This is a genomic window from Rhodobacteraceae bacterium M382 (genome assembly GCA_025141015.1).
GTDB lineage: Bacteria > Pseudomonadota > Alphaproteobacteria > Rhodobacterales > Rhodobacteraceae > Aliisedimentitalea > Aliisedimentitalea scapharcae.
This window is the reverse complement of record CP081098.1, coordinates 3,379,410-3,399,514: the sequence shown is the minus strand read 5'-3', so window position 1 is coordinate 3,399,514 and position 20,105 is coordinate 3,379,410. Positions and strand designations below refer to the sequence as shown.

General features: G+C 60.0%; 24 protein-coding genes. 12 read left to right on the top strand and 12 right to left on the bottom strand.

The features are described 5' to 3' along the window. Positions 1 to 98: 98 nt before the first annotated feature. Together K3727_15815 and K3727_15810 are read right to left on the bottom strand one after the other, a co-directional pair. The gene (locus tag K3727_15815) at positions 99 to 602 is read right to left on the bottom strand and encodes a hypothetical protein (GenBank protein UWQ90246.1); all 504 of its coding nucleotides are present in this window, start codon (positions 600 to 602) and stop codon (positions 99 to 101) included. A 158-nt stretch (positions 603 to 760) separates the two neighbouring features. After that, positions 761 to 1,195, bottom strand: coding sequence for a DMT family transporter (locus K3727_15810; protein ID UWQ90245.1), 435 nt, complete (start codon positions 1,193 to 1,195; stop codon positions 761 to 763). A 140-nt stretch (positions 1,196 to 1,335) separates the two neighbouring features. Between K3727_15810 and K3727_15805 the strand changes: the two genes are divergently transcribed. The 3 genes from K3727_15805 to K3727_15795 all read left to right on the top strand — a co-directional run bounded on the left by K3727_15805 (position 1,336) and on the right by K3727_15795 (position 2,613). Then, on the top strand, positions 1,336 to 1,761 hold the full coding sequence (locus K3727_15805; GenBank protein UWQ90244.1) for a cytochrome c: 426 nt from the start codon (positions 1,336 to 1,338) through the stop codon (positions 1,759 to 1,761). Between the two features lie 82 nt (positions 1,762 to 1,843). Further along, positions 1,844 to 2,209 (top strand): c-type cytochrome, encoded by a 366-nt coding sequence (locus tag K3727_15800; GenBank protein ID UWQ93407.1) that lies wholly within the window; start codon positions 1,844 to 1,846, stop codon positions 2,207 to 2,209. Beyond that, the gene (locus tag K3727_15795) at positions 2,206 to 2,613 is read left to right on the top strand and encodes a cytochrome c (GenBank protein UWQ90243.1); all 408 of its coding nucleotides are present in this window, start codon (positions 2,206 to 2,208) and stop codon (positions 2,611 to 2,613) included. Before K3727_15800 ends, K3727_15795 begins: the two co-directional genes overlap by 4 nt. 140 nt (positions 2,614 to 2,753) lie before the next feature. Here the strand turns inward: K3727_15795 and K3727_15790 are convergent, their stop codons facing one another. The 6 genes from K3727_15790 to parE form a co-directional block, all read right to left on the bottom strand. Beyond that, a complete protein-coding gene (locus K3727_15790) occupies positions 2,754 to 3,446 on the bottom strand; it encodes a hypothetical protein (GenBank protein ID UWQ90242.1) in 693 nt (230 codons plus the stop codon). Between the two features lie 67 nt (positions 3,447 to 3,513). Beyond that, entirely contained in the window at positions 3,514 to 4,176 is a 663-nt protein-coding gene (locus K3727_15785) for a DNA-3-methyladenine glycosylase I (protein ID UWQ90241.1), read from the bottom strand. 18 nt (positions 4,177 to 4,194) lie between these two features. Next, on the bottom strand, positions 4,195 to 4,599 hold the full coding sequence (locus K3727_15780; GenBank protein ID UWQ90240.1) for a PaaI family thioesterase: 405 nt from the start codon (positions 4,597 to 4,599) through the stop codon (positions 4,195 to 4,197). Between the two features lie 219 nt (positions 4,600 to 4,818). Next, a complete protein-coding gene (locus tag K3727_15775) occupies positions 4,819 to 5,565 on the bottom strand; it encodes a hypothetical protein (GenBank protein UWQ90239.1) in 747 nt (248 codons plus the stop codon). A gap of 750 nt (positions 5,566 to 6,315) precedes the next feature. Beyond that, the gene (locus K3727_15770) at positions 6,316 to 6,897 is read right to left on the bottom strand and encodes a hypothetical protein (GenBank protein UWQ90238.1); all 582 of its coding nucleotides are present in this window, start codon (positions 6,895 to 6,897) and stop codon (positions 6,316 to 6,318) included. A gap of 9 nt (positions 6,898 to 6,906) precedes the next feature. After that, a complete protein-coding gene (parE, locus tag K3727_15765; protein UWQ90237.1) occupies positions 6,907 to 8,865 on the bottom strand; it encodes a DNA topoisomerase IV subunit B in 1,959 nt (652 codons plus the stop codon). A 370-nt stretch (positions 8,866 to 9,235) separates the two neighbouring features. Between parE and K3727_15760 the strand changes: the two genes are divergently transcribed. From K3727_15760 to K3727_15745, 4 genes are all read left to right on the top strand, one after another. Continuing rightward, positions 9,236 to 10,642, top strand: a complete 1,407-nt coding sequence (locus K3727_15760; GenBank protein UWQ90236.1) for an amino acid decarboxylase — start codon at positions 9,236 to 9,238, stop codon at positions 10,640 to 10,642. Between the two features lie 79 nt (positions 10,643 to 10,721). After that, entirely contained in the window at positions 10,722 to 11,330 is a 609-nt protein-coding gene (locus tag K3727_15755; GenBank protein UWQ90235.1) for a peroxidase-related enzyme, read from the top strand. Between the two features lie 104 nt (positions 11,331 to 11,434). Next, positions 11,435 to 11,950 carry a DUF805 domain-containing protein gene (locus tag K3727_15750; GenBank protein ID UWQ90234.1) on the top strand — a complete coding sequence of 172 codons (516 nt, stop codon included), beginning with the start codon at positions 11,435 to 11,437 and terminating at the stop codon, positions 11,948 to 11,950. A 55-nt stretch (positions 11,951 to 12,005) separates the two neighbouring features. Continuing rightward, positions 12,006 to 12,776, top strand: a complete 771-nt coding sequence (locus K3727_15745) for a hypothetical protein (protein ID UWQ90233.1) — start codon at positions 12,006 to 12,008, stop codon at positions 12,774 to 12,776. Positions 12,777 to 12,816: 40 nt separating this feature from the next. Here the strand turns inward: K3727_15745 and K3727_15740 are convergent, their stop codons facing one another. Next, positions 12,817 to 13,698, bottom strand: a complete 882-nt coding sequence (locus K3727_15740; protein ID UWQ90232.1) for an alpha/beta hydrolase — start codon at positions 13,696 to 13,698, stop codon at positions 12,817 to 12,819. A 191-nt stretch (positions 13,699 to 13,889) separates the two neighbouring features. Between K3727_15740 and ppk2 the strand changes: the two genes are divergently transcribed. Beyond that, positions 13,890 to 14,855, top strand: coding sequence for a polyphosphate kinase 2 (gene ppk2 / locus K3727_15735; protein UWQ90231.1), 966 nt, complete (start codon positions 13,890 to 13,892; stop codon positions 14,853 to 14,855). A gap of 12 nt (positions 14,856 to 14,867) precedes the next feature. Here the strand turns inward: ppk2 and K3727_15730 are convergent, their stop codons facing one another. Next, positions 14,868 to 15,509: a DUF2461 domain-containing protein gene (locus K3727_15730; GenBank protein UWQ90230.1), complete on the bottom strand. Its 642-nt coding sequence runs from the start codon at positions 15,507 to 15,509 to the stop codon at positions 14,868 to 14,870. Between the two features lie 99 nt (positions 15,510 to 15,608). Here K3727_15730 and K3727_15725 point away from each other — a divergent pair, with 99 nt between their 5' ends. Then, on the top strand, positions 15,609 to 16,976 hold the full coding sequence (locus tag K3727_15725) for an MATE family efflux transporter (protein ID UWQ93406.1): 1,368 nt from the start codon (positions 15,609 to 15,611) through the stop codon (positions 16,974 to 16,976). Positions 16,977 to 17,061: 85 nt separating this feature from the next. Here the strand turns inward: K3727_15725 and K3727_15720 are convergent, their stop codons facing one another. Together K3727_15720 and K3727_15715 are read right to left on the bottom strand one after the other, a co-directional pair. Continuing rightward, positions 17,062 to 17,475: a hypothetical protein gene (locus K3727_15720; GenBank protein ID UWQ90229.1), complete on the bottom strand. Its 414-nt coding sequence runs from the start codon at positions 17,473 to 17,475 to the stop codon at positions 17,062 to 17,064. Between the two features lie 12 nt (positions 17,476 to 17,487). Beyond that, complete coding sequence (locus K3727_15715; protein ID UWQ90228.1) at positions 17,488 to 18,690, bottom strand: pyridoxal phosphate-dependent aminotransferase; 1,203 nt, start codon at positions 18,688 to 18,690, stop codon at positions 17,488 to 17,490. A gap of 95 nt (positions 18,691 to 18,785) precedes the next feature. Here K3727_15715 and K3727_15710 point away from each other — a divergent pair, with 95 nt between their 5' ends. The 3 genes from K3727_15710 to K3727_15700 all read left to right on the top strand — a co-directional run bounded on the left by K3727_15710 (position 18,786) and on the right by K3727_15700 (position 20,010). Then, positions 18,786 to 19,181: a helix-turn-helix domain-containing protein gene (locus K3727_15710; protein ID UWQ90227.1), complete on the top strand. Its 396-nt coding sequence runs from the start codon at positions 18,786 to 18,788 to the stop codon at positions 19,179 to 19,181. After that, positions 19,178 to 19,435, top strand: coding sequence for a succinate dehydrogenase assembly factor 2 (locus K3727_15705; GenBank protein ID UWQ90226.1), 258 nt, complete (start codon positions 19,178 to 19,180; stop codon positions 19,433 to 19,435). The genes K3727_15710 and K3727_15705 overlap by 4 nt, the downstream gene beginning before the upstream one ends. Positions 19,436 to 19,512: 77 nt before the next feature. Beyond that, positions 19,513 to 20,010: a winged helix DNA-binding protein gene (locus tag K3727_15700; protein UWQ90225.1), complete on the top strand. Its 498-nt coding sequence runs from the start codon at positions 19,513 to 19,515 to the stop codon at positions 20,008 to 20,010. Positions 20,011 to 20,105: the final 95 nt, after the last annotated feature.

Genomic DNA, 20,105 nt, shown 5'->3' with positions numbered 1-20,105 from the left:
GTGATGCGGGCCGTTGGTCAGGTCATTGGGTCGGGTTGCAGCGCACCTCGGGGGGGGCGTGTGCAAACTGCCCAACCCATAGCATGTCCGCAGGTGCGTCAGAAACGCCAGCCAAAGCTCAGTCCTGTCACGACTGATGCTTCGCCGTCCACCCAATCGACGTTGATTTCCGGTTTGATGGAATAGCCGCCTTCCATTTCAAATTCATACCCCACGCCGGCCCGGAACAGAAATTCCGTGTTGCCGCCTTCGATCTCGGCTCCGGGCATGGCGGTCAACTGCCATCGGGTGTCTCCGAGATTGACGACCAAAGGGATGCCGACCACCCAGGCGTCGAGCGATTCTGTTGCATATTCAGCCAGAACACCGACCGACGTCCGATGGGACAGGGCATACCGATACTGCCCCCCAATCGAAAAGGCATGTTCCCGGTGCCCATGATGATCCGCGTAAGTAGACCCGATAAACAGCTCGACAATATGGGGCCCGCTCTCAGCTTCGAGAGTTTCATGCGCGGCTTCGTTTGCCGCGGATTGCATCGGGACAAGACCCCCAAAAGACAAAAGTGCAGCGGATAACAGATATGGAGCAGTCGATTTCATGGCAAATTTCCGAAAACAAAAAGGGAAGGTTAGACGCAATCGTCTAGCAAATTGGTCCAAATTGCAAAAAAATGCGTATCACCTGGCGAAGTGCATGGAGCGGACCCTGGGCCAAAGGTCCGATTTTGGCCGCGAACAGCGCCGAAAACATACCCTGATTACGACAGCTGGGTCACTCCGACTCCCACGGCCATCAACCCAATTCCTGCGGATCGGGCCAGCGTCAATGGATTGGCCTGGGCACCAAACAGCCCAAAGTGGTCGATTATCGCGGCGCTGATCAACTGACCCAGCAGCACAAAGAACACGGCGTTTCCGACGCCGAAATGCGGTGCCACATGGGTGATCGAAAGCACGTAGAACGCCACCAGAAGACCTGCAAGCAGCAAATGCTTGGGGGCTTCCACGACCTTGCTCAGGGCGTGCGGGCCGGTGAACAGCAGCAACAACGCCGAGGCCCCAAAAGCAACGGCAAACAGAACCACCCCGGCTGTGGTGGGCGAGCCGATGAACCGACCCAGCCCAGCATTCAGTGCGGCCAGAACCGGGATACCAATTCCAGCGGCCAGCATGAGGGCGGCGTAATGTGTCATGTCAGGATCCTGTTGCAGTGCTCTTGGGGAATGTGGATAGTCGGTTGATCTGGATCATTGCCGTCCGGGCAGGCAGGGGCAAGTCTGAAAATGCCAGGAAATGACCTGAGAAACCACGTTAGAAACGACAAGGATCCCATGTGACATTTTCCATGCATGCTGTGACTGTTCGGGTTGCGATGGCGGTCCCGGGCCTGTGTTTGATGGTCCTGATTGCCTGTACGCCGGTGACAGAGCGGTCGGGGGCCGATCTGTTCAAACAGAACTGTGTCTCCTGTCATGGGCGCAGCGGTGCCGGGGACGGACCATTGGCAGATCAATTGCCGGTTCCTCCTGCCAACCTGCGCGGGCTGAGCGCGGCAAATGACGGAGTTTTTCCGGCCGAGCGAGTGATCGCCACCATGCATGGTTATCGCGGCAAGGACGTCCAGGGGTTGATGCCAGAATTTGACGGGCTGTTGGACGGCCCCAAAGAAGCCTGGACAACCGCCGACGGTCAGGTGATCGCTACGCCAACCGCTTTGGTGACATTGGCGGGCTATCTTGAAACGCTTCAGGACCTGTGACAGGTGAATTCGACGGGAGGAGTTGAATATGAGATTTATGGCGCAGATTACTGCCTGTGTGCTGGCCGGAACCTTGCCTGGGATGGCTGGGGCCACGGATCCGGTCGGGGACGCCGATACCGGGGCCGGGGTCTTTCGGACCCATTGCGCGACCTGCCACGGCATCGAAGCGACGGGCCACGGTCCCATGGCGGGGGTTATGGTGATCAAACCGACGGATCTGACGGCGCTGCGTGCGAACAACGGTGGGGTTTTCCCCACTGCGCGGGTTGTCATGCGCATTGACGGGCGCGATCCGCTGGTCAGCCACGGCAGCCCGATGCCGGTCTATGGCCCCTTTTTCGAGGGGGACGACGTGGCGCTCAAGACTGCGGCGGGGCAGCCGATCCTGACCAGCCGTCCGATCGCCGATTTGATGGCTTTTCTGCAGGGGGTACAGGCACAATGAACCGGATGACACCATGGATGTGCTGTGCTGCGGCGCTGGGACTCTGGGCCTGTAGCGATGCTGAAATGCCACCCGCAGCCGAAGGGGAAACGCTGTATCTGGAAAACTGCGCGGCCTGTCACGGTGTGCGCGGTCAGGGCGGCGAGCTGGTTGGGGGACAAAACGCCCCGGATCTGACCCGGATCGCAGCCCGGCGGGGCGGAGATTTCCCCAGGGCCGAGATCCTGTCGCGCATTGATGGCTATGGGCGCGGACATGACACCTCCCAAATCATGCCGGAATTCGGAGCGCTGCTGTCCGGGCCACCCATTCCGCTGGATGTTGACGGGGTCATGACACCGACGCCGCGCTCGTTGGTTGCATTGCTGACCTATCTCGAAAGCGCACAGGTCGCCGACGGGTAACGCCGAACAGGCATAGCCTGTTCGGCGCTTGGCCCAACGGCCTGTGTGGCATCGCAAGATGCCCCTCAGGCGGGCGGGAGCGCGTGTTGGCAGGTGCAGATGCTGACACCGGGCAACAGGCAGACAACAGGCAACAGGGATCAGTCGCAGATGCCGTCGACCTCGGCGTCTTTCCACGGAAGATAGACATCGTTTTCCCGGCTTTGGGGCAGATCTGAGACCGGAAAGGCCCCTTGCAGCATGTCGTGCAGGCGCTGGGTGCGTGGGGCCGTGGGGGCCAAGGCGCGACAACAGACGTATTCTTCGACAATGGCCCCTTGCTGTTCGTAGCCATAGCTCAGGAAATCCGGGGCACCGGAAAATTCGAACAGATAGGGATCGTCGCTGGCGCTGTGCTCGGCGGCGGCGCGCAGCGGGTGATATCCGGTCTGTTTTCTGTTTTGCCATTGCCAGACATGGGTCATCTCATGGGCCAGCAACATGGCTTCGACCAGGTACAATCGGTCCGGATAGGCAGGCAGATAGTTTTCGGTATACCAGTGTTTGGCAAACAGGATCCGGTTGAACAACGCCACGGCAGCGGGAGAGGTGGTGACCACCTCGTCCTTGCTGGGTGGAAGAATGCGCTCGCGACAGGTCACCCGTGGGCGGGGTTTGCGCCGAAAGGTGACGCTGCCCACAGGCGCGCCTTTGACCAGACGCACCCGGTCCATGTCCAGCGCGCTGCCATGCAGCTTGGTCACAAAATCGCGTTCGCTGTCGGTCAGCGGGCGACCGCAAGACACGACCAGAAACACGACCAGCGACAGGATCAGCGACCGGTGGATCAACATGCGCGCCTCCCTGCACCCTTTGGCCAGGCTGCGACCAGGTCGAACATGAAAGACACGGATATGTTAGTCATACGCTCATTGCCAGTACACGACTGACTTCGCTCAGCGATCGCCCGCTTTGGTCGCACCAGGTGTTGAATGCGCTCTGCGCGGCCTTCATCGCCGTTTTCGACGTCGGTTGCTTGTCCACAACACCTTCGGCAATCAATCGTGCGGTGACGTCCCGTGACAGGATAAACGCATCGCGGCCGGCAAATCGCATGGCGTATTGCCCGGTCATGCCGCCCAGACGTGACCCGCGTGTCTTGAGCATGTCCAACAGACCAATGTAATCCTCGGATGGCCAGCCACCCAGGGTCTCGCTGACCCCGCCCTCGGCGCGCAACTCGAGCAGCAAGGCGGCGTTGTCGCGCACGGTGGCAATCTTTGGGCCATTGCGCACAATGCGCGTGTCCGTGATCAGGGCGTCGAATTTCTCGTCATCCATAAAGGCGCACCGCCCGACGTCAAAGCCGTCAAACGCGGCTTCGAACCCGGCCCATTTGTGTTCGATGACCTTCCAGTTGAACCCGGCCTGAAACACGCATTTGGTCAGTGTCGCCAGCCAATGCGCCTCGGGCAACTGGGCCAGCTCTTGGACAGGGCGGGGGCGTGTCAGCTTGGCTTCCAGACTCTCTGGCCCGCCGTGGCGGTCTGCCGAAATGGCAAAGATCTGGTCAAAATCACGCATCAATCCTGCCTCTCGCGTTCAGGGAACGTAGAACGTGGCGGTGGCGGTGGCCACCGGTTTGCCACTGTCGGCGCTGTTCATGCTGGCGCGGGTGAAAATCAGGGCCCGCCCGGCCCGCACCACTTCGGCGTGACACGCGATTGCAGATCCGACACCGGGGCGCAGGAATTGCGTGTGCAGATCGGTGGTGGCGATGGGGCGTGCTTCGCCGGTATGGGCAATGGCGGCCAGAACCATGGATGTGTCCGCCAGCGCGGCCAGCGCCTGTCCCGAGACAATGCCCCCCACCCGGGCAAGACTGTCGGTGATCGGCATCGACAGGGTGACACCCTCGGGGGTGGCCTGCGTCACGGTGAGATCCAGCGCCTGTACCCACGCGGCAAAATTCTCTTGCAGAAAGATTTGCAGATCCTGTGGTGTCATCTGTGTCCCATCCCTTGTCGCACCTGTCGCCGCTGGCCGTTGGTGTCGCGATTTGCTGCTGTGGTCCCATATGTGTCTGGCGATTGCCTGCAACGTCGCAGAAAACCCCACCCATGTTCAAGGATTTATCCCCATCGCGCTCAGGGCGTGGCAAAATCACCTTTGGGACGGGGTGCCGCGGCTGTGCCGGCTGGCAATGTCTGGAGGCGACTGGCGGGATCAGCGCAATTCGACAATGGATTTTCCCAATCGAAACGGTGCGGCAAAGCTGACCAGACACAGGGCAATGATCTGCAACAGCAGGATATGGGCGTTGTCCTGCAGGTATTCCCATTCGTCCTTGAGCTTGGCCACCTGCATCACCAGTTCGTCATAGGAGCGCGCCAGAATGATATAATCGCCGGCAATGGCAGGCACCTTGCGACGCAGGTTGTCGACGGCGACCTGTGTGGGGGCATCCAGGGTGGTAAAAACCAGGAACTGATCAGGGTCAAAGGCGGCGACCATGGTCTCCATGTCGTCCATGTCGCTATGCCCGCCCCCCAGGAAAAAGGTCAGCCCCTGCAACGGGGCCACTTCGTCGGTCACGGCGATGAACAGCGGCAGTTCGGAATTCTTGGCGGTCGAGGCCGACAGGAATTCGACCTTGTCACACAGCACCGCGATATCCGCGTCATACGCCGGATCGCAAAACCGCAACCGGAACCGGGCGGCGTCGCGGTCAAAGGCGGCCGTGGCGGCATAGGCCACGTCGATCTGGCGATCCAGCCGCGAGCTGTCCGCCTTGTAGAGCCCCGCCAACACCGCCACCAACGCGCCAAAGCCGCCCAGCACGACCCAGACCAGATCGGCGAGCTTCCACGATTTGTGCCCCGCGGGTTTGCGAAACAGAAATGCGGTGCCGATCAGCCCGGTGATGAAAAACATCAACAGCAGCGGCAGTTGGTTATTGGCAATGAATGTCATGTGCCGGATGTTCCGGCATTGCGCGCGCATGTGCAACCGGGCTCACAATAATTTGGGTATGCGGTTTTTCGGCCATACGGTGCGCCCCGGTCTCAGCCATGGGCTGCCGGGGGGATGTTTGGGAGCGGGGGGAGGCAAAAAAGGCGGCGCCGCCGGTTTGGATGAATGATGGGGTGTCAGCCCATCCCGTGATTTCGAAATCCGGGAGGCCCCGCCGATCAGGCAGACCCCGGTATCCATGAATGGCCGGGGTGCCAGTCCCGACCGGTGTTGCAACGCGGATGATCATGCGCGCCAGAGGTCAGCAAAGCGCTAACGAGGCGTGCGTTGCCTGCGTTGAAACAGGGGCCTTGCGGAGAGGGTAGATTGGGCGCCGCCCGATTGGATGAGGGCGAATGGCTATCACCCTGCACCACTTGGGACGGGACACGCAGTGGCCCGGCCCGCGCCTGACCTTCCCCCCGGGAGTTCACACTGGTCCGCGAGGCGGCAAACCGTCCGGGGGACGGTTTGAAGTGTGGACGGGCGGAGCCCTTCGCACCCGACCGTGCAAATCAAATAGCGGCGTTGGCAGTATTCCACCTGGGACGTGGCGCGCAGCAGCACGTCCCGCGCCTGACCTTCCCCCCGGGAAGGCGCATTCGCACCTCCCCAAGGTCAGGCGCGGGACTTTGTTATGTTTGGTATAGCTTTTTAAGTGGCTGAAATAATCGACATTGAATTGGAATGCTTCGCTACTGCCTGCTAGAGTTAGATTTTTTCGAGCTCACTAGCATCTGACAGAATTAGTTTAGTGAAGAAGTCTTGCTCAAGACCAAAGTTTGAAAGCCCCAGATCTTTTCTCATCTCTCTTTGAATGCTTTCGACAACGCGCAACATTTTCTTTGGATCTCCTTCTCCTACTTTGGAGAAGTCGTTTAAGGCTCTTAAGACACCAGTTGACCCCCATAAAACAGCCTTCGTGCGGACCTTGACTAGAGCTACTACTAAGTCATTCTGATCGACCTCGGGCGTTTTCAGCTCGGGTTTAGCTGCAAGTAGTAAGTGCTCAAAAGTTTCTAAGAACTCCAAATAGATTGAAATTTTTCGTTCCCTAAAGGCCGCTTCAATTTCGCGTTTGCGTGCTCTGTACTGAGTTAGCAGGGTCGTAAAGAGGCCGACGCCTGCCGAAACTACGGTAACAGTCAAAGGTACGTAAACTTTAGGTTCGAGGGTTTTTGCGCCTTCAATAACTGCGGATGCGATACTGACGGAATAATAGCCTGAAAATATCACCAGCAATAATGCAGGCGATAAAATGATAATAGCAAAAATAAATTTAATGAACTTCATTGTTAGACCTCAAACATCCAACTCCTCCACAAACCGCGCGTTTTCCTGAATATACTGGAACCGCAGTTCGGGTTTTTTGCCCATCAGACGTTCGACCAGATCACCGGTTTCACCCGGTTCGTCCTCGTCAATCGTGACCCGGATCAATTTCCGGGTTTTGGGGTCCATGGTGGTTTCTTTCAGGTCCTTGGCGTCCATCTCACCCAGACCTTTGAAGCGCGAGACGTCGATCTTGCCCTTGCCGCCCAGACCCTTTTCCATCCATTCGTCGCGTTCGGCCTCGTCCAGGCAATACACCCGTTTCGCGCCCTGGGTCAGGCGGAACAGCGGCGGGCAGGCCAGATACAGGTGGCCGCCGTCGATCAGCGGGCGCATCTGGGTAAAGAAAAACGTCATCAACAGCGACGCGATATGTGCGCCGTCCACATCCGCATCGGTCATGATGATGATCTTGTCATAACGCAGATCGTCGAGCTTGAATTTGGTGCCCAGACCAACGCCCAAGGCCTCGCACAGGTCGTTGATTTCGGCGTTGGTGGTCAGTTTCGAACTGGCCGCGCCCAACACGTTCAGGATCTTGCCCTTGAGCGGCAGCAGCGCCTGATTGACCCGGTTGCGCGCGCCCTTGCCCGACCCGCCCGCGCTGTCGCCCTCGACGATGAACAATTCGGTGCCGGCGCGGTCCTTGGAGGTGCAATCGGTCAGCTTGCCGGGCAGGCGCAGACGTTTGGTGGCGGATTTGCGCTGGGTCTCTTTTTCCTGACGGCGGCGCAGACGTTCTTCGGCGCGCAGCACCAGAAAATCAAGGATCGCACCGGCGGATTTGGTATCAGACGCCAGCCAGTTGTCGAAATGGTCGCGCACCGAATTTTCCACCATCTTGTTGGCGGCCTCGGTCGACAGGCGGTCCTTGGTCTGGCCCACGAATGCCGGGTCGGCAATGAAACAGCTGACCAGCGCACAGCCCCCCGTCAACATGTCGTCGCGGGTGATCTGGGCGGCCTTCTTGTTGTTGACCAATTCGCCGTAGGCTTTGATCCCTTTGAGAATCGCGTTCCAGAAGCCGGCGACATGGGTGCCGCCTTCGGGGGTGGGGACGGTGTTGCAATAGGATTGGATGAACCCGTCGCGCGCGGGCGTCCAGTTGATCGCCCATTCCACATAGCCCGCTTCGCCGAATTTTTCGCGAAATTCGACCTTGCCCGAGAAGGGGACGACGGCATAGGTCGATGCCTTGCCCAGCACCTCGCTGAGGTAATCCTTGAGCCCGCCGGGGAAATGGAACGTCGCCTCGGTCGGGGTTTCGCCGTCGTCGATGTGGGATTTCCAACGGATTTCAACGCCGGAATAGAGATAGGCCTTGGACCGGACCAGGGACATCAGGCGTTTGGGTTTGAACCGGTGCGAGCCAAAGATCTGTTCGTCGGCATGGAAGGTCACGGTGGTGCCGCGCCGATTGGGGGCCGCACCGATTTTTTCGACGCCACCCAGCGGGACACCGCGGGAAAAACGCTGTTCAAACAGTTCCTTGTTCTTGGCCACCTGGACAACAAGGGAATCAGAGAGCGCATTCACCACCGACGAGCCGACCCCATGCAGACCGCCCGAGGTCTGATAGGCCTTGCCCGAGAATTTGCCGCCCGCGTGCAGGGTACACAGGATCACTTCGAGCGCGGATTTGTCGGGGAACTTTGGGTGCGGGTCGATCGGGATGCCACGTCCGTTGTCCCGCACGGTGACCGCGTAATCTGCGTGCAGCTCGACTTCGATCCGGTTGGCGTGGCCCGCGACCGCTTCGTCCATCGAATTGTCGAGGATCTCTGCAACCAAGTGATGCAAGGCCCGTTCATCGGTACCGCCGATATACATGCCCGGGCGCTGGCGCACCGGTTCAAGGCCTTCCAGGACTTCGATCGAGGAGGCGTCATAGGTGTCGGGGGAGGCTCCGGACAGGAGATCTTCGGGCATTGCGGGCTGCTCATCGTTGGATCTTGTTTGAGCTGCATTATGGCAGGTGTCGTGGGTGGGGGGAAGGGGGACGCGAGGTGTTGTGGATAACCTGCGGACCCAGAGCGGCTGCGCCCCGGGCGGCGTCGGCATTTGCGAGGCTCTGCCTCGCGCTCCGGAGTTTTTTTGGCAAGATGAATGCAGGAGCGGTTTGCGCGTCCTGCCAGGGGTGCGCGCCAGGGGAGCGCGCGGGGGAGCGGGGCCATGGTCGCGATATTTCAAATTTTGAAAACAGGCCTGCAAAATCTGCGAGGTGCTGCGAACCGGGGTGCATCCCCGCGGCTGTCACGTTAGATCAGCGGGACCATAGGCACAGGCAGAGGACAGGCGCGTGGATCAGGACGGTATGGACCCCAAAGACTGGCAGGCGTTTCGCAGGCAGGCGCATCGGATGCTGGAGGCGTCTTTGGATCAGTTGGAGCAGGTGCGGGATCGTCCGTGGAAACCAGTGCCCGAGTCCGTGCAGCAGGGATATGCCATTCGGGGCGAAGGCGGCGATGTCGTGGATCGGATCACCCGCGATGTGCTGCCCTATCATGGCGGCAATATACATCCACGGTTCTGGGGCTGGGTCCAGGGCAGCGGATTGGCATCGGATCTGATTGCGGGCATGGCGGGGGCGGCGATCAACGCAAATGTCGGGGGGCGCGATCATGGGGCGGTCTATATGGAGCGGGCGGTTGTCGACTGGACCCGGACGAAGATGGGAATGCCCGAGCAGGCGGGCGGTGTCCTGACGGCCGGGACTTCGCAAGCCACGGTGATTGCATTTCAGGCGGCGCGGGTGCGGGCCATGGCCGAGGTACGCAAGACCGGGCAACAGGGCACGCGCCTGACGGCCTATGCCGGGCAGGGGGTGCATAACGCAACCCGCAAGGCAATGGAGTTGCTGGGAATTGGCGCGGACAACCTGCGGTTGGTGCCTTTGATCGACGGCCAAATGGACGGAGCTGTGCTGGCGCAGATGGTGGCCGAGGATCGCGCCGCCGGTGCGGTTCCCTTCCTGATGGTGGGCACGGCCGGGTCGGTGGATCTGGGGCTGTTTGACGATCTGAACATGTTGGCGGATCTGGCATCGGAACAGGACCTGTGGCTGCATGTGGACGGCGCTTTTGGGGCCTGGACCCGGATTGCCGAGGACCCCTGGTACAGCCTGACGGATGGGTTGGGACGGGCCGACAGTATTGCGTTGGATTTTCACAAGTGGATGTATGTCGGGTATGACTGTGCCATTGCGCTGATCCGCAACGTCGCTGACCAGCGGGCCGCCTTTGCGGCGCGGCCGGCCTATCTGGAGGGGGCGGATCGGGGATTGGCCGGAGGCGACCCGTGGTATTGCGACTATGGCATCGACCTGTCGCGGGGCAATCGGGCGATCAAGGTCTGGACCGCGCTGGAAATGCATGGCGAGGCGGCCTTTGCGGCGGCCATTACCGACAATTGCCGGATGGCGGCCTATATGGCCGACCGGGTCACGGCGGCACCGCAGATGGCGATGGGGGCACAGGTTGTGTCCAATGTCTGTGTGTTCACCGCGCGTGCGGATCTGGAGGCGGCGGCCCAATCGGCCTTGAACGCGGATATCGCCCAGACCCTGCAGGAAACCGGCGAAGCGGTCTTTTCCACGACGCGGGTGGACGGCGTGGTCATGCTGCGGGCGGCGATCACCAATCACCGCACCCGGGCTGCGGATGTGGAAGCTGCTTTGGCGGCCGTGGCGGATCTGGCCGCGCGCTGAGCGCCAAATGACGTGGCATTCCTGTTGCCAGACGGGGCACGTCGATTAGGCTGGCCCCCAAACCAACAGGGAGCCACGCATGAGCTGGATCAGAACCATCCCCTTTGAACAGGCCACGGGCAAGCTGAAGAAGCTGTATGCCCGGGTCACCGGCCCTGACAACAATGTCGACAACATCATGATGGCGCATTCCCTGCGACCGCATTCGATGGAAGGCCATATGGTGTTGTACAAGAACGTGCTGCACCACGCCGGCAATACGATCCCGAAATGGTTTCTGGAGACCTTGGGTGTCTGGGTGTCGGAGCGCAACGGCTGTGACTATTGCGTGCGTCATCATTTTGCAGGCCTGCAAAGGCTGCTGGGGGATGAGGCACGCGGGCAGGCCATTCTGGCGGCAATCCGCCACAACACCCCGTCCCAGGCTCCGCTGGATGCACGCGAACAGGCGGCGATGGTCTATGCCGCCAAATTGGCGCGCACGCCGGAAGATATGGAGCAGGCCGATGTGATTGCCCTGCGTGATGCCGGGTGGGGGGATGGCGAGATTCTGGAAATCAACCAGGTAACCGCCTATTTCTGTTATGCCAACCGGACGGTTCTGGGGTTGGGGTGTTCGACGGCCGGTGATGTGCTGGGGCTGTCTCCAAACAAATCCGAGGATCCTGACGATTGGGGCCACAGTTAGGATCTGATGCAGGGGGCCGGTGATGTCCGGTGGCACCAATACTGTGGGTGGTGCGATTTGGGAGTGGGCGGGTCATATCCCGCTTTGTCAGAGGGGATTTCGGAATGACTGTTTTTGATGCAACCAGGATCTGTTTTCGCAAGTATTTCGTCTTTTCAGGACGGGCGGTGCGGTCTGAATATTGGTGGTTTGTCCTGTTCGTGCTGGTAATCAGCACGGTTTTGGCCGGGCTTGACGCTGCGGTGTTTGGCGTGGATCCCGAAACCAAGGAGGGGAGACGGGTCATGGCTCCGGTTTTTCAGCTTGGTGTTGCTTTCCCGATGCTTGCCGCGGGATGGCGTCGCCTGCAGGACACGGGGCGGCCCGGTTGGTATCTGTTGTTGCCGACAGGGTTGGGTATCATGATGGTGATCCTTCTGTTCAGCGGCCTGGTCGTTCTTTCGGGGTTTGGGCCATATGCCGACGCGCCTGACGCCTTGACGGGGCCAGCAGGCATGTTGGTGGTGATCGGCGTGGGGCTTGTCTTCGCACTGCAACTCGGTCTTTCGATCTTGATGATCTGGTGGCTGTCCCGTCCATCACAGGAGGGAGCCAACGACTATGGGCCCGCTGTTGTCTGACCCAAGGGGCTGGGGCCCGCGCCAATAACCATTTGATCTCGTTCGGAGCATTCTCATGAAAACCTGTATTCTGACCAGCGTTGCGCTGACCGTGGCATTCTCATCTCCTGTATTTGCGGATTGGAGGTTCAGCGCCGGACCCAGTCCCATGGCGTTTGTTCAGGCCGGCCAGTCGACCCTGGAGTTGGGCTGTGACCGCATCCGCTTTGCGCCTGCGGGCGACAAGACCACTCAGGACATCGCCGCCAAACAGGGTCTGTCCCTGCGGTTCCTGACGGCTGGTGCCGTTGAAATCGCGGCCTTTCAGGTTGGGCAGGACAATGCCGATCTACGGGTGGGTGACGGCAATGTGGTGGATATCGTTCTGTGGGACAAGGCAGACCAGGCGTTCGTGATGGATCAGATGGCGGCGCATATGTCCGTCAATCTATCCGGGCAGGAAACAGAGATGTCTTATGGGCTGTTTGACCTGAACGGATCTGGGGCTGCGATCAAATCGCTGCGCTCGGCCTGTGATGACAGCCCGCAGGAGACTGTTGCCTACGAAGCCCCCGAAGGTGTGGTGTATTGCGGTGGCGGCGGCGTAAAGCGTCAGATCGAATATCTGATCCTCGCGAACCCGGTGGACGATTGGGATGCTCGGGTCACCGTCAACGGGGAAACAACCAAAGCCATGACGGCCTATAGCTATTTTGGAAATGCCCAACCGCCACAGGGGTTTGTGGTTGCGTTGCTGGGGCAGGACAGGTCCGAGTTTCTGATCTTTCAGGATGGCGGTGACCATTGGCTCGAATTTGGCGACTATCGGTATGATCAATGCAATTGACGCACGGGGCAGCGTCGGAGCGCGGGGGCGCTGGTGTGGGTCAGGTGTTCACCCACGTCAGCACCGCCTGGGCCACCTGTTCCGGCTTCTGATGCAGCAACCAGTGATCTGCACCGGGAATGGTGACCCGTGTCAGGTCGGCGGCAAACGCCTCCAGCCCCTGAGTGGTTTCAGGGCGCAGCGCGGTGTCTGCGTCGCCCCATAGCAACAGATGTGGACAGCGCACTTGCAGGCGATCCACCGGAAAGTCCGGCAGGTCGGTCAGCGGTTCTCCGGGTTTTGCGACCCGCAGTGGCGAGGCCCGATACCAGTTGATCATGCGATTCAACTGAGTGGCGTCGCCCCAGGCCTGTCGGTAATTGGCGAGCCGCGCGCCGGTGAGCCAGGACAAATCCATATTGGCCGAAAACAGGTCCAGAAGCTTGGCAAACCCGTCGGCGGCCAGAATGTCTTCGGATCCGGGTTGGCGCAGGAAGTCGATATATTGCGACGCCGCCGATTGGGCCCCACCTGCTGCCAGCGCCCGCTGGAACGGAACCGGATGCACCCCGTTGGCAATGATCAACCGCTCTGTCAGGTCCGGATGGAACATCGCCAGCCCATAGGCAATTGCCGCCCCCCAATCGTGGCCAAAGACGGTCACCGGCCTGTCCAGTTGCCGGATCAGCGCGGTCATATCCCCAACCAGTTCCGAGGCGGCATATCGGGGGATACCAGCGGGTGACCAGCTGCGCCCAAATCCGCGCTGATCCGGTGCGATGCAGTAAAAATGTCCGGCCAGCAGAGGAGCCAGGTCGGACCATGCACCGCCGTATTCGGGAAACCCGTGCAGCATCAACAGCGGCGGGTTGGCCGGATCGCCCCAGTGATAGCAGTGAAACCTCTGGCCGTTCAGGTCGCGGAATTGGGATGTCGATGTCATGGCCCCACGATGCGCGGTGTGACTGTCGGGATCAATCTGCGGTGTCGGTTTCGTGACGTCACCACGGGGGGCACAGACCACCCACAAGGTAAAACATATGCCGGTTTTGGCAATTTGTTTGACACAGATCAGCGCGCCATTTCGGGCCGCCTGCTAGACGGGTGCCAAACAGTGATATTCAGGAGATTAATATGACGAATGCGACTGCCAACCTTGCCCAAGCTCTGGAAAATGGGGCAACAGAGACCTTGGAACAACCGGGTGACGGGGTGAGCGAAACGCAGCCGGATGCCCCTGCCGTGACAGGGCGCGCAGATCAAATTCGCCAGGCGTTCGAGACCGGGGAATACCCCTATAGCCGCAAAATGGCCCGTCGCGTCTATGAGGCCGAGAAGGCGGAACTGCAGGCCGAACTGCTCAAGGTTCAGCATTGGGCACTGGAAACCGGACAGAAATTCGTGATGCTGTTCGAAGGGCGGGATGCAGCCGGCAAGGGGGGGACCATCAAACGGTTTACCGAGCACCTGAACCCGCGTCATGCCCGCGTCGTGGCGCTGAACAAACCCACGGACGAAGAGCGCGGCCAGTGGTATTTCCAGCGCTATATTGACCATCTGCCCACCAGTGGCGAAATCGTGCTGTATGACCGGTCCTGGTACAACCGGGCAGGCGTCGAACGGGTCATGGGGTTCTGCGAACCGGGTGAATATCTGGAATTCATGCGTCAGACCCCGGATCTGGAGCGGATGCTGGTGCGCTCTGGAGTGCAGCTTTTCAAATACTGGTTCTCGGTGACACGCGAGGAACAGCTGCGCCGTTTCAAAAGCCGCGAAACCGACCCGTTGAAACAATGGAAGCTGTCGCCAATCGACAAGGCCAGTCTCGACAAATGGGATGATTACACCGAAGCCAAGGAAGCGATGTTCTTTTATACGGACACCGCCGATGCACCCTGGACGGTGATCAAATCCAACGACAAGAAGCGCGCCCGTCTGAACTGTATGCGCCATTTCCTGTCAGCGTTGGAATATCCCGACAAGGATCACAAAATCGCCTGTGCGCCTGATCCGTTGATCGTGGGGCAGGCCCACCACGTCATCCATCGGGCCGACCATATTCTGGGCACTGCGCTGCATCCCAGCACGCGCAAAGCCTGAGGACACGCCTGCTCAGATGAGCAGGTTGAGCCGCTCCACCATTGGCAACAGCTGATCAAAGCCCCTGTCCAGCGCAGCGCTGGGCAGGGGCCACTCCTGAGCGGGCATGTCGCGCCAGAAGGTCATGGATTTGCGCCTGAGCAGATTTTCGCGTGGGTGATCTTTGGGGAAAGGCGCGGGGACGCGTTTGAGTTCGGGATGGTCGACGGAAAAGCCCTGATCTGAGAGCGGGGCACACAGCTGTCGGAAGCCCGCCCCCTTGCGGTCATTGGCCATCGCGTCGCGCCAGCGTGTCAGCTGGTCCTTGTCCATTGCCATGACCCCGCCGCCCAGCCGGACATATTCTGGCGCAATTCCAAAAAACAATCCGGCCGATCCGATCTGCCATAGCATGTGCAGATGGGTGGTATAGGGGGTCTTGTCCTTGGAAAATCGCACGTCGCGATGGGGGCGGAACAATTTGGTTCGAATTGGCAGAGCGGTCTTGCGCGCCAATTGGGCAGACAGGTGATCCAGCAACAGGATCGCGGGGCGTTTCAGGGTGCCGTCATACCGGGCCTTGTGCGTCGTGAACCATGCGCGGGTGTTGGTCTGGCTCAAGTCGTTCAGGAAACAACGGGCATCGGGGATCAGCGCGGCAAAGCTGTCGGTCATGGAAATCTCCCTTGTTGAAGTCAACCTAACATGAAACCGGTCGACGCACAGGCGATGTCGCCTCTTGCCCCGGCGCGCGGGGGCTCCTATGGCTGGCATATGAACAATTTGTCGCAGCCTATTTCATCCATGACTTTTTCCGGTCACGCCCGGGCAATTACCATTCTGGGGTTGCCGTTGGTGGGTGGCCATGTGGCCCAATTTGCCATCGGATTAACCGATACCATCATGTTGGGGTGGTACGGGGCCGAGGCGCTGGCCGCCATCACGTTGGCGGGCAGCTATTTCTTTTCCCTGTTTCTGCTGGGATCGGGGTTTGCCTTTGCGGTGATGCCGCTGGTGGCGGCCGCTGCCGGTGCGGGCGAGGACCAACAGATCCGCCGGACCACGCGCATGGGGCTGTGGCTGTCGCTGATATATTCCGTGCTGGCGATGCCGCTGTTGTGGTGGTCGGAACCTGTCCTGCTGGCCCTGGGGCAGAAAGAGCAAACCGCGGTACTGGCCGCGCAATACCTGCGCATTGCGGGCTGGGGGCTGTTTCCGGCGTTGCTGGTGATGGCGTTGAAGTCCTATCTGGCCGCATTGGAACGCACCCAGATCGTGCTGTGGATTACCCTGTTGGCCGCAGCGGTGAATGCGGTAGTCAACTATATGCTGATCTTTGGCAACTGGGGTGCGCCGGAAATGGGGTTGGCCGGGGCGGCCATCGCGTCGGTGGTCACTCAGCTGGTGTCACTGATCGCAGTGCTGGCCTATGCGTTGTGGGTGCTGCCGGAACATGAGCTGCTGAAAAATTTCTGGCGGCCCGACCCCGAGGTGTTTTCCAGAGTGCTGCGGCTGGGGTTGCCAATCGGGTTGACCAATCTGAGCGAAACCAGCCTGTTTGCGGCTTCGGCCATGATGATGGGATGGCTGGGCACCGCGCCGCTGGCGGCGCATGGGATCGCAGTGTCATTGGCCGGGCTGACATTCATGGTGCATCTGGGGCTGTCGAATGCGTCAACGATCCGGGCAGGCAATGCTTTGGGGCGCAAGGACCCGGAGCATCTGGCCCGTGGTGCCAAGGTGGCAACAGTCATGTCGCTGGCCATGTCGCTGGTGGCCATCGCGGCCTTTCTGCTGATCCCCGAGCAGCTGATGTCGCTGTTTCTGGCCGAAGACGACCCGCAAAAGCCGCAGATCCTGGCCATTGGCGTCGGGTTGCTGGTGATGGCAGCCTTGTTCCAGATGGTCGACGGATTGCAGGCCATCGCGCTGGGCGTGTTGCGGGGCGTTCAGGACACGGCCGCGCCCATGCTGATCGCAGCGCTCAGCTATTGGGGGCTGGGGATTCCATGTTCTTACGTCTTTGGGTTCGTGTTGGGCTATGGCGGCGTTGGCGTCTGGGTCGGTCTGGTGACGGGGCTGGGCTGTGCCGCGGTTTTGCTGATGTGGCGGTTCTGGCGCGGCGCAGTCAGGCGCATTTGAACGGCTGCGGTGCACCATCGCCACAAGGCGGCGGTCGCGCTGCCACAGGCGCGCTGGCAGGGAGGTGAATGGTGGTGCGTCCGGGTTATTTCGCCTTGGAAGCCTTGATCAGCCGGTCGGCCTTTTTGCGCACCAGCACGGTGCGCAGGTCATGCATTGCCAGCAACAAATCGTCAGTCACCTGTTCCAGCTGCGCGTCCTGGGCCTTGGTCTGGGCCCAGTGGGTGGTCAGGTTCAAATAATCTACGGCACGGTGAATGTCGTCGATGTCGCGGTCAGCCAACAGCGCCATGCGATCCGTCATCCAGGTTTTGATCTCGTGAAGATCCTGGTCTGACAGCTTGCGATCACCATGGGGTTTGATGTCGCCATTGCGGATATTCACAACGGCGATCTGATCCATTTCAATCCGCCGCTGCCGGTTTTCGGTATCGACGCGGAACACAAAGGCGCCGTTTTCACGTACCCGAAAGTAATAGTCCGGCAGCTCGGCGCCCATGTCGTTCCCTTCTCAAGTCAGCGACGCGCAGAAATTTTGGATGCGCGTACAGGCCTTTTGCAGAGCCTCGTCAGACGTAGCGTAGCTGACCCGGAAGTTCGGGGAAAGCCCGAAGGCCGCGCCAAAGACGACCGCGACATCAGCCTCTTGGAGCAACGCCAGCGCAAAGGTTTCGTCGCTGTCGATCACCGTTCCGGTTGGGGTGGTCTTGCCGATCAGCCCGGCGATCGACGGATAGACATAAAACGCGCCTTCCGGGGTCGGGCAGGTCAAACCGTCGATCTGGTTCAACATGGAGACCACCAAATCACGTCGGCGTTTGAAGATCTCGGCATTGGGGGCCAGAAAGTCCTGGGTGCCGTTCAGGGCCTCGACCGCGGCCCACTGGCTGATCGAACAGGGGTTCGAGGTCGATTGCGACTGGACCTTGCGCATGGCAGCGATCAATGCGACCGGCCCCGCGGCATAGCCGATGCGCCAGCCGGTCATGGCATAGGCTTTGGACACGCCATTGCAGGTCAACGTGCGGTCATAGAGGCCGGGTTCGACCTGGGCCGGGGTGCAGAATTCGAACCCGTCATAGGCCAGGTGTTCATACATGTCATCGCTCATCACCCAGACATGGGGGTGACGCATCAACACATCGGTCAGGGCCTTGAGTTCATCCCAGGAATAGCCCGCGCCGGTGGGGTTGGAGGGCGAGTTGAAGATGAACCATTTGGTGTTGGGGGTGATTGCCGCCTCGAGCTGATCGGCTGTCAGCTTGAAGCTCTGTTCGATCCGGGTTTCGACCACCACTGGTGTGCCACCGGCCAGCAGCACCATGTCCGGGTAGCTGACCCAATAGGGGGCAGGGATCAGAACCTCGTCTCCGGGGTTCACCGAGGCCATCAGGGCATTGTACAGCGTCTGTTTTCCGCCGGTGCCGATGGACACCTGGGCCGGTTCATAGGTCAGCCCGTGATCCCGCTTCATCTTGGTACAGACCGCCTGTTTCAGCTCGGGCATGCCGTCGGGGGCCGTGTATTTGGTCTTGCCCGCTGCGATGGCGGCGACGGCGGCGTCCTTGATGTTCTGGGGCGTGTCGAAATCCGGTTCTCCCGCGCTGAGCCCGATCACATCGCGGCCAAGGGCGCGCAATTCCTGGGCTTTGGTCGTCATCGCAATCGTGGGAGACGGTTTGACGCGGGACAGGGTGTCGGACAGGAATGGCATTTCGGGCCTCGGGTTTGTAAGTTCAGCCCGACTGTCATAGGGTGCGGCCCAAGCGCGATCAAGCGCGATTGCCCCCCTCAAGGAGATCCGAAGACATGAGCGAAGATGTGATTGACTGGTATGGCCCCGATATGGCGACATTCGGAGACCGGGTCGCAGCGGCACGCGAAGCTGCGGATATGACCCAGGCCCAGATGGCGCGGCGTCTTGGCGTCAAAAAGGCCACGGTTATTGGTTGGGAGCAGGACCTGTCCGAACCGCGTGCCAACAAGTTGTCGATGCTGTCGGGGCTGTTGAATGTTTCGATGCGGTGGCTGTTGACCGGCGAAGGCGACGACATGCTGGTCCCGGCCGAAGCCGATGCACCCCAGGATTTTTCCGAAGTTCTGAGGGAATTGCGCAGCATGCGTGAAAACATGCGTCAGCAGGCAGAACGCGCGGCATTGCTGGAAAAGAAGCTGCGCAAGCTGGTCGAGAGCGGCGCCCAATGAGCGAAACACCTGAACATCGTATCAAGCGCATGACAATGCGCTCGATGCGTCGGGGGATCAAGGAAATGGACTTGATCCTCACTGCGTTTGCGGAGCGGACGCTGCCGCTGATGTCCGCGGCGGAGCTGGATTTGTATGACGCGCTGCTGCACGAAAACGATCAGGATCTGTACCAATGGGTGACCGGGCAGGTCGTTCCACCGGAACCATACGCGAACATGATCCGCGATATATCGCAAACCTTTCAAAAATAGAGAAAAATTCGCTTAACTGATTATTCGGGTTTTTTCTGCACTCTCGGTCTCGGAAATTCGAGTCGGAGAGAAACAACATGAGTATGGAATTGCCTATTGGCCAGAAGTCCGCCAAGGACTTTATGTCTGGCTATCTGGAATCGCTTGCGCTGGTGGAACGGTTGCACCGATTGTTGCTGGATGTGATCAAGGACGAATTCGAAAGGGTGGGCGTGTTGGAAATCAACGCCGTTCAGGCCCTTTTGCTGTTCAACATCGGTGATAATGAGGTGACCGCAGGCGAATTGAAAAGCCGTGGGTATTATCAGGGCAGCAACGTCAGCTACAACCTCAAGAAGCTGGTCGAGATGGGGTACATGCACCATCAGCGCTGTGAGATCGACCGCCGGTCGGTGCGCGTGCGTCTGACGCAAAAGGGCCGGGATATCCGCGATGTGGTGCAGGGGCTGTTCAGCCGTCATGCCGAAGGTCTGGTGAATCGCGGTGTTGTGACCCACGAAGGAATCGAGGAAATCACCGGCGCGCTGAAGCGGATGGAGCGTTATTGGACCGATCAGATCCGGTACATCTACTGAACCTGCGGATGTCCCATGGGATGGGGCAACGTGTGAAAGCAGCCTGTCAGGCGCGCTTTTAGTTTGAGCCGGCCCGATGCGTGAACGGGCGGTTT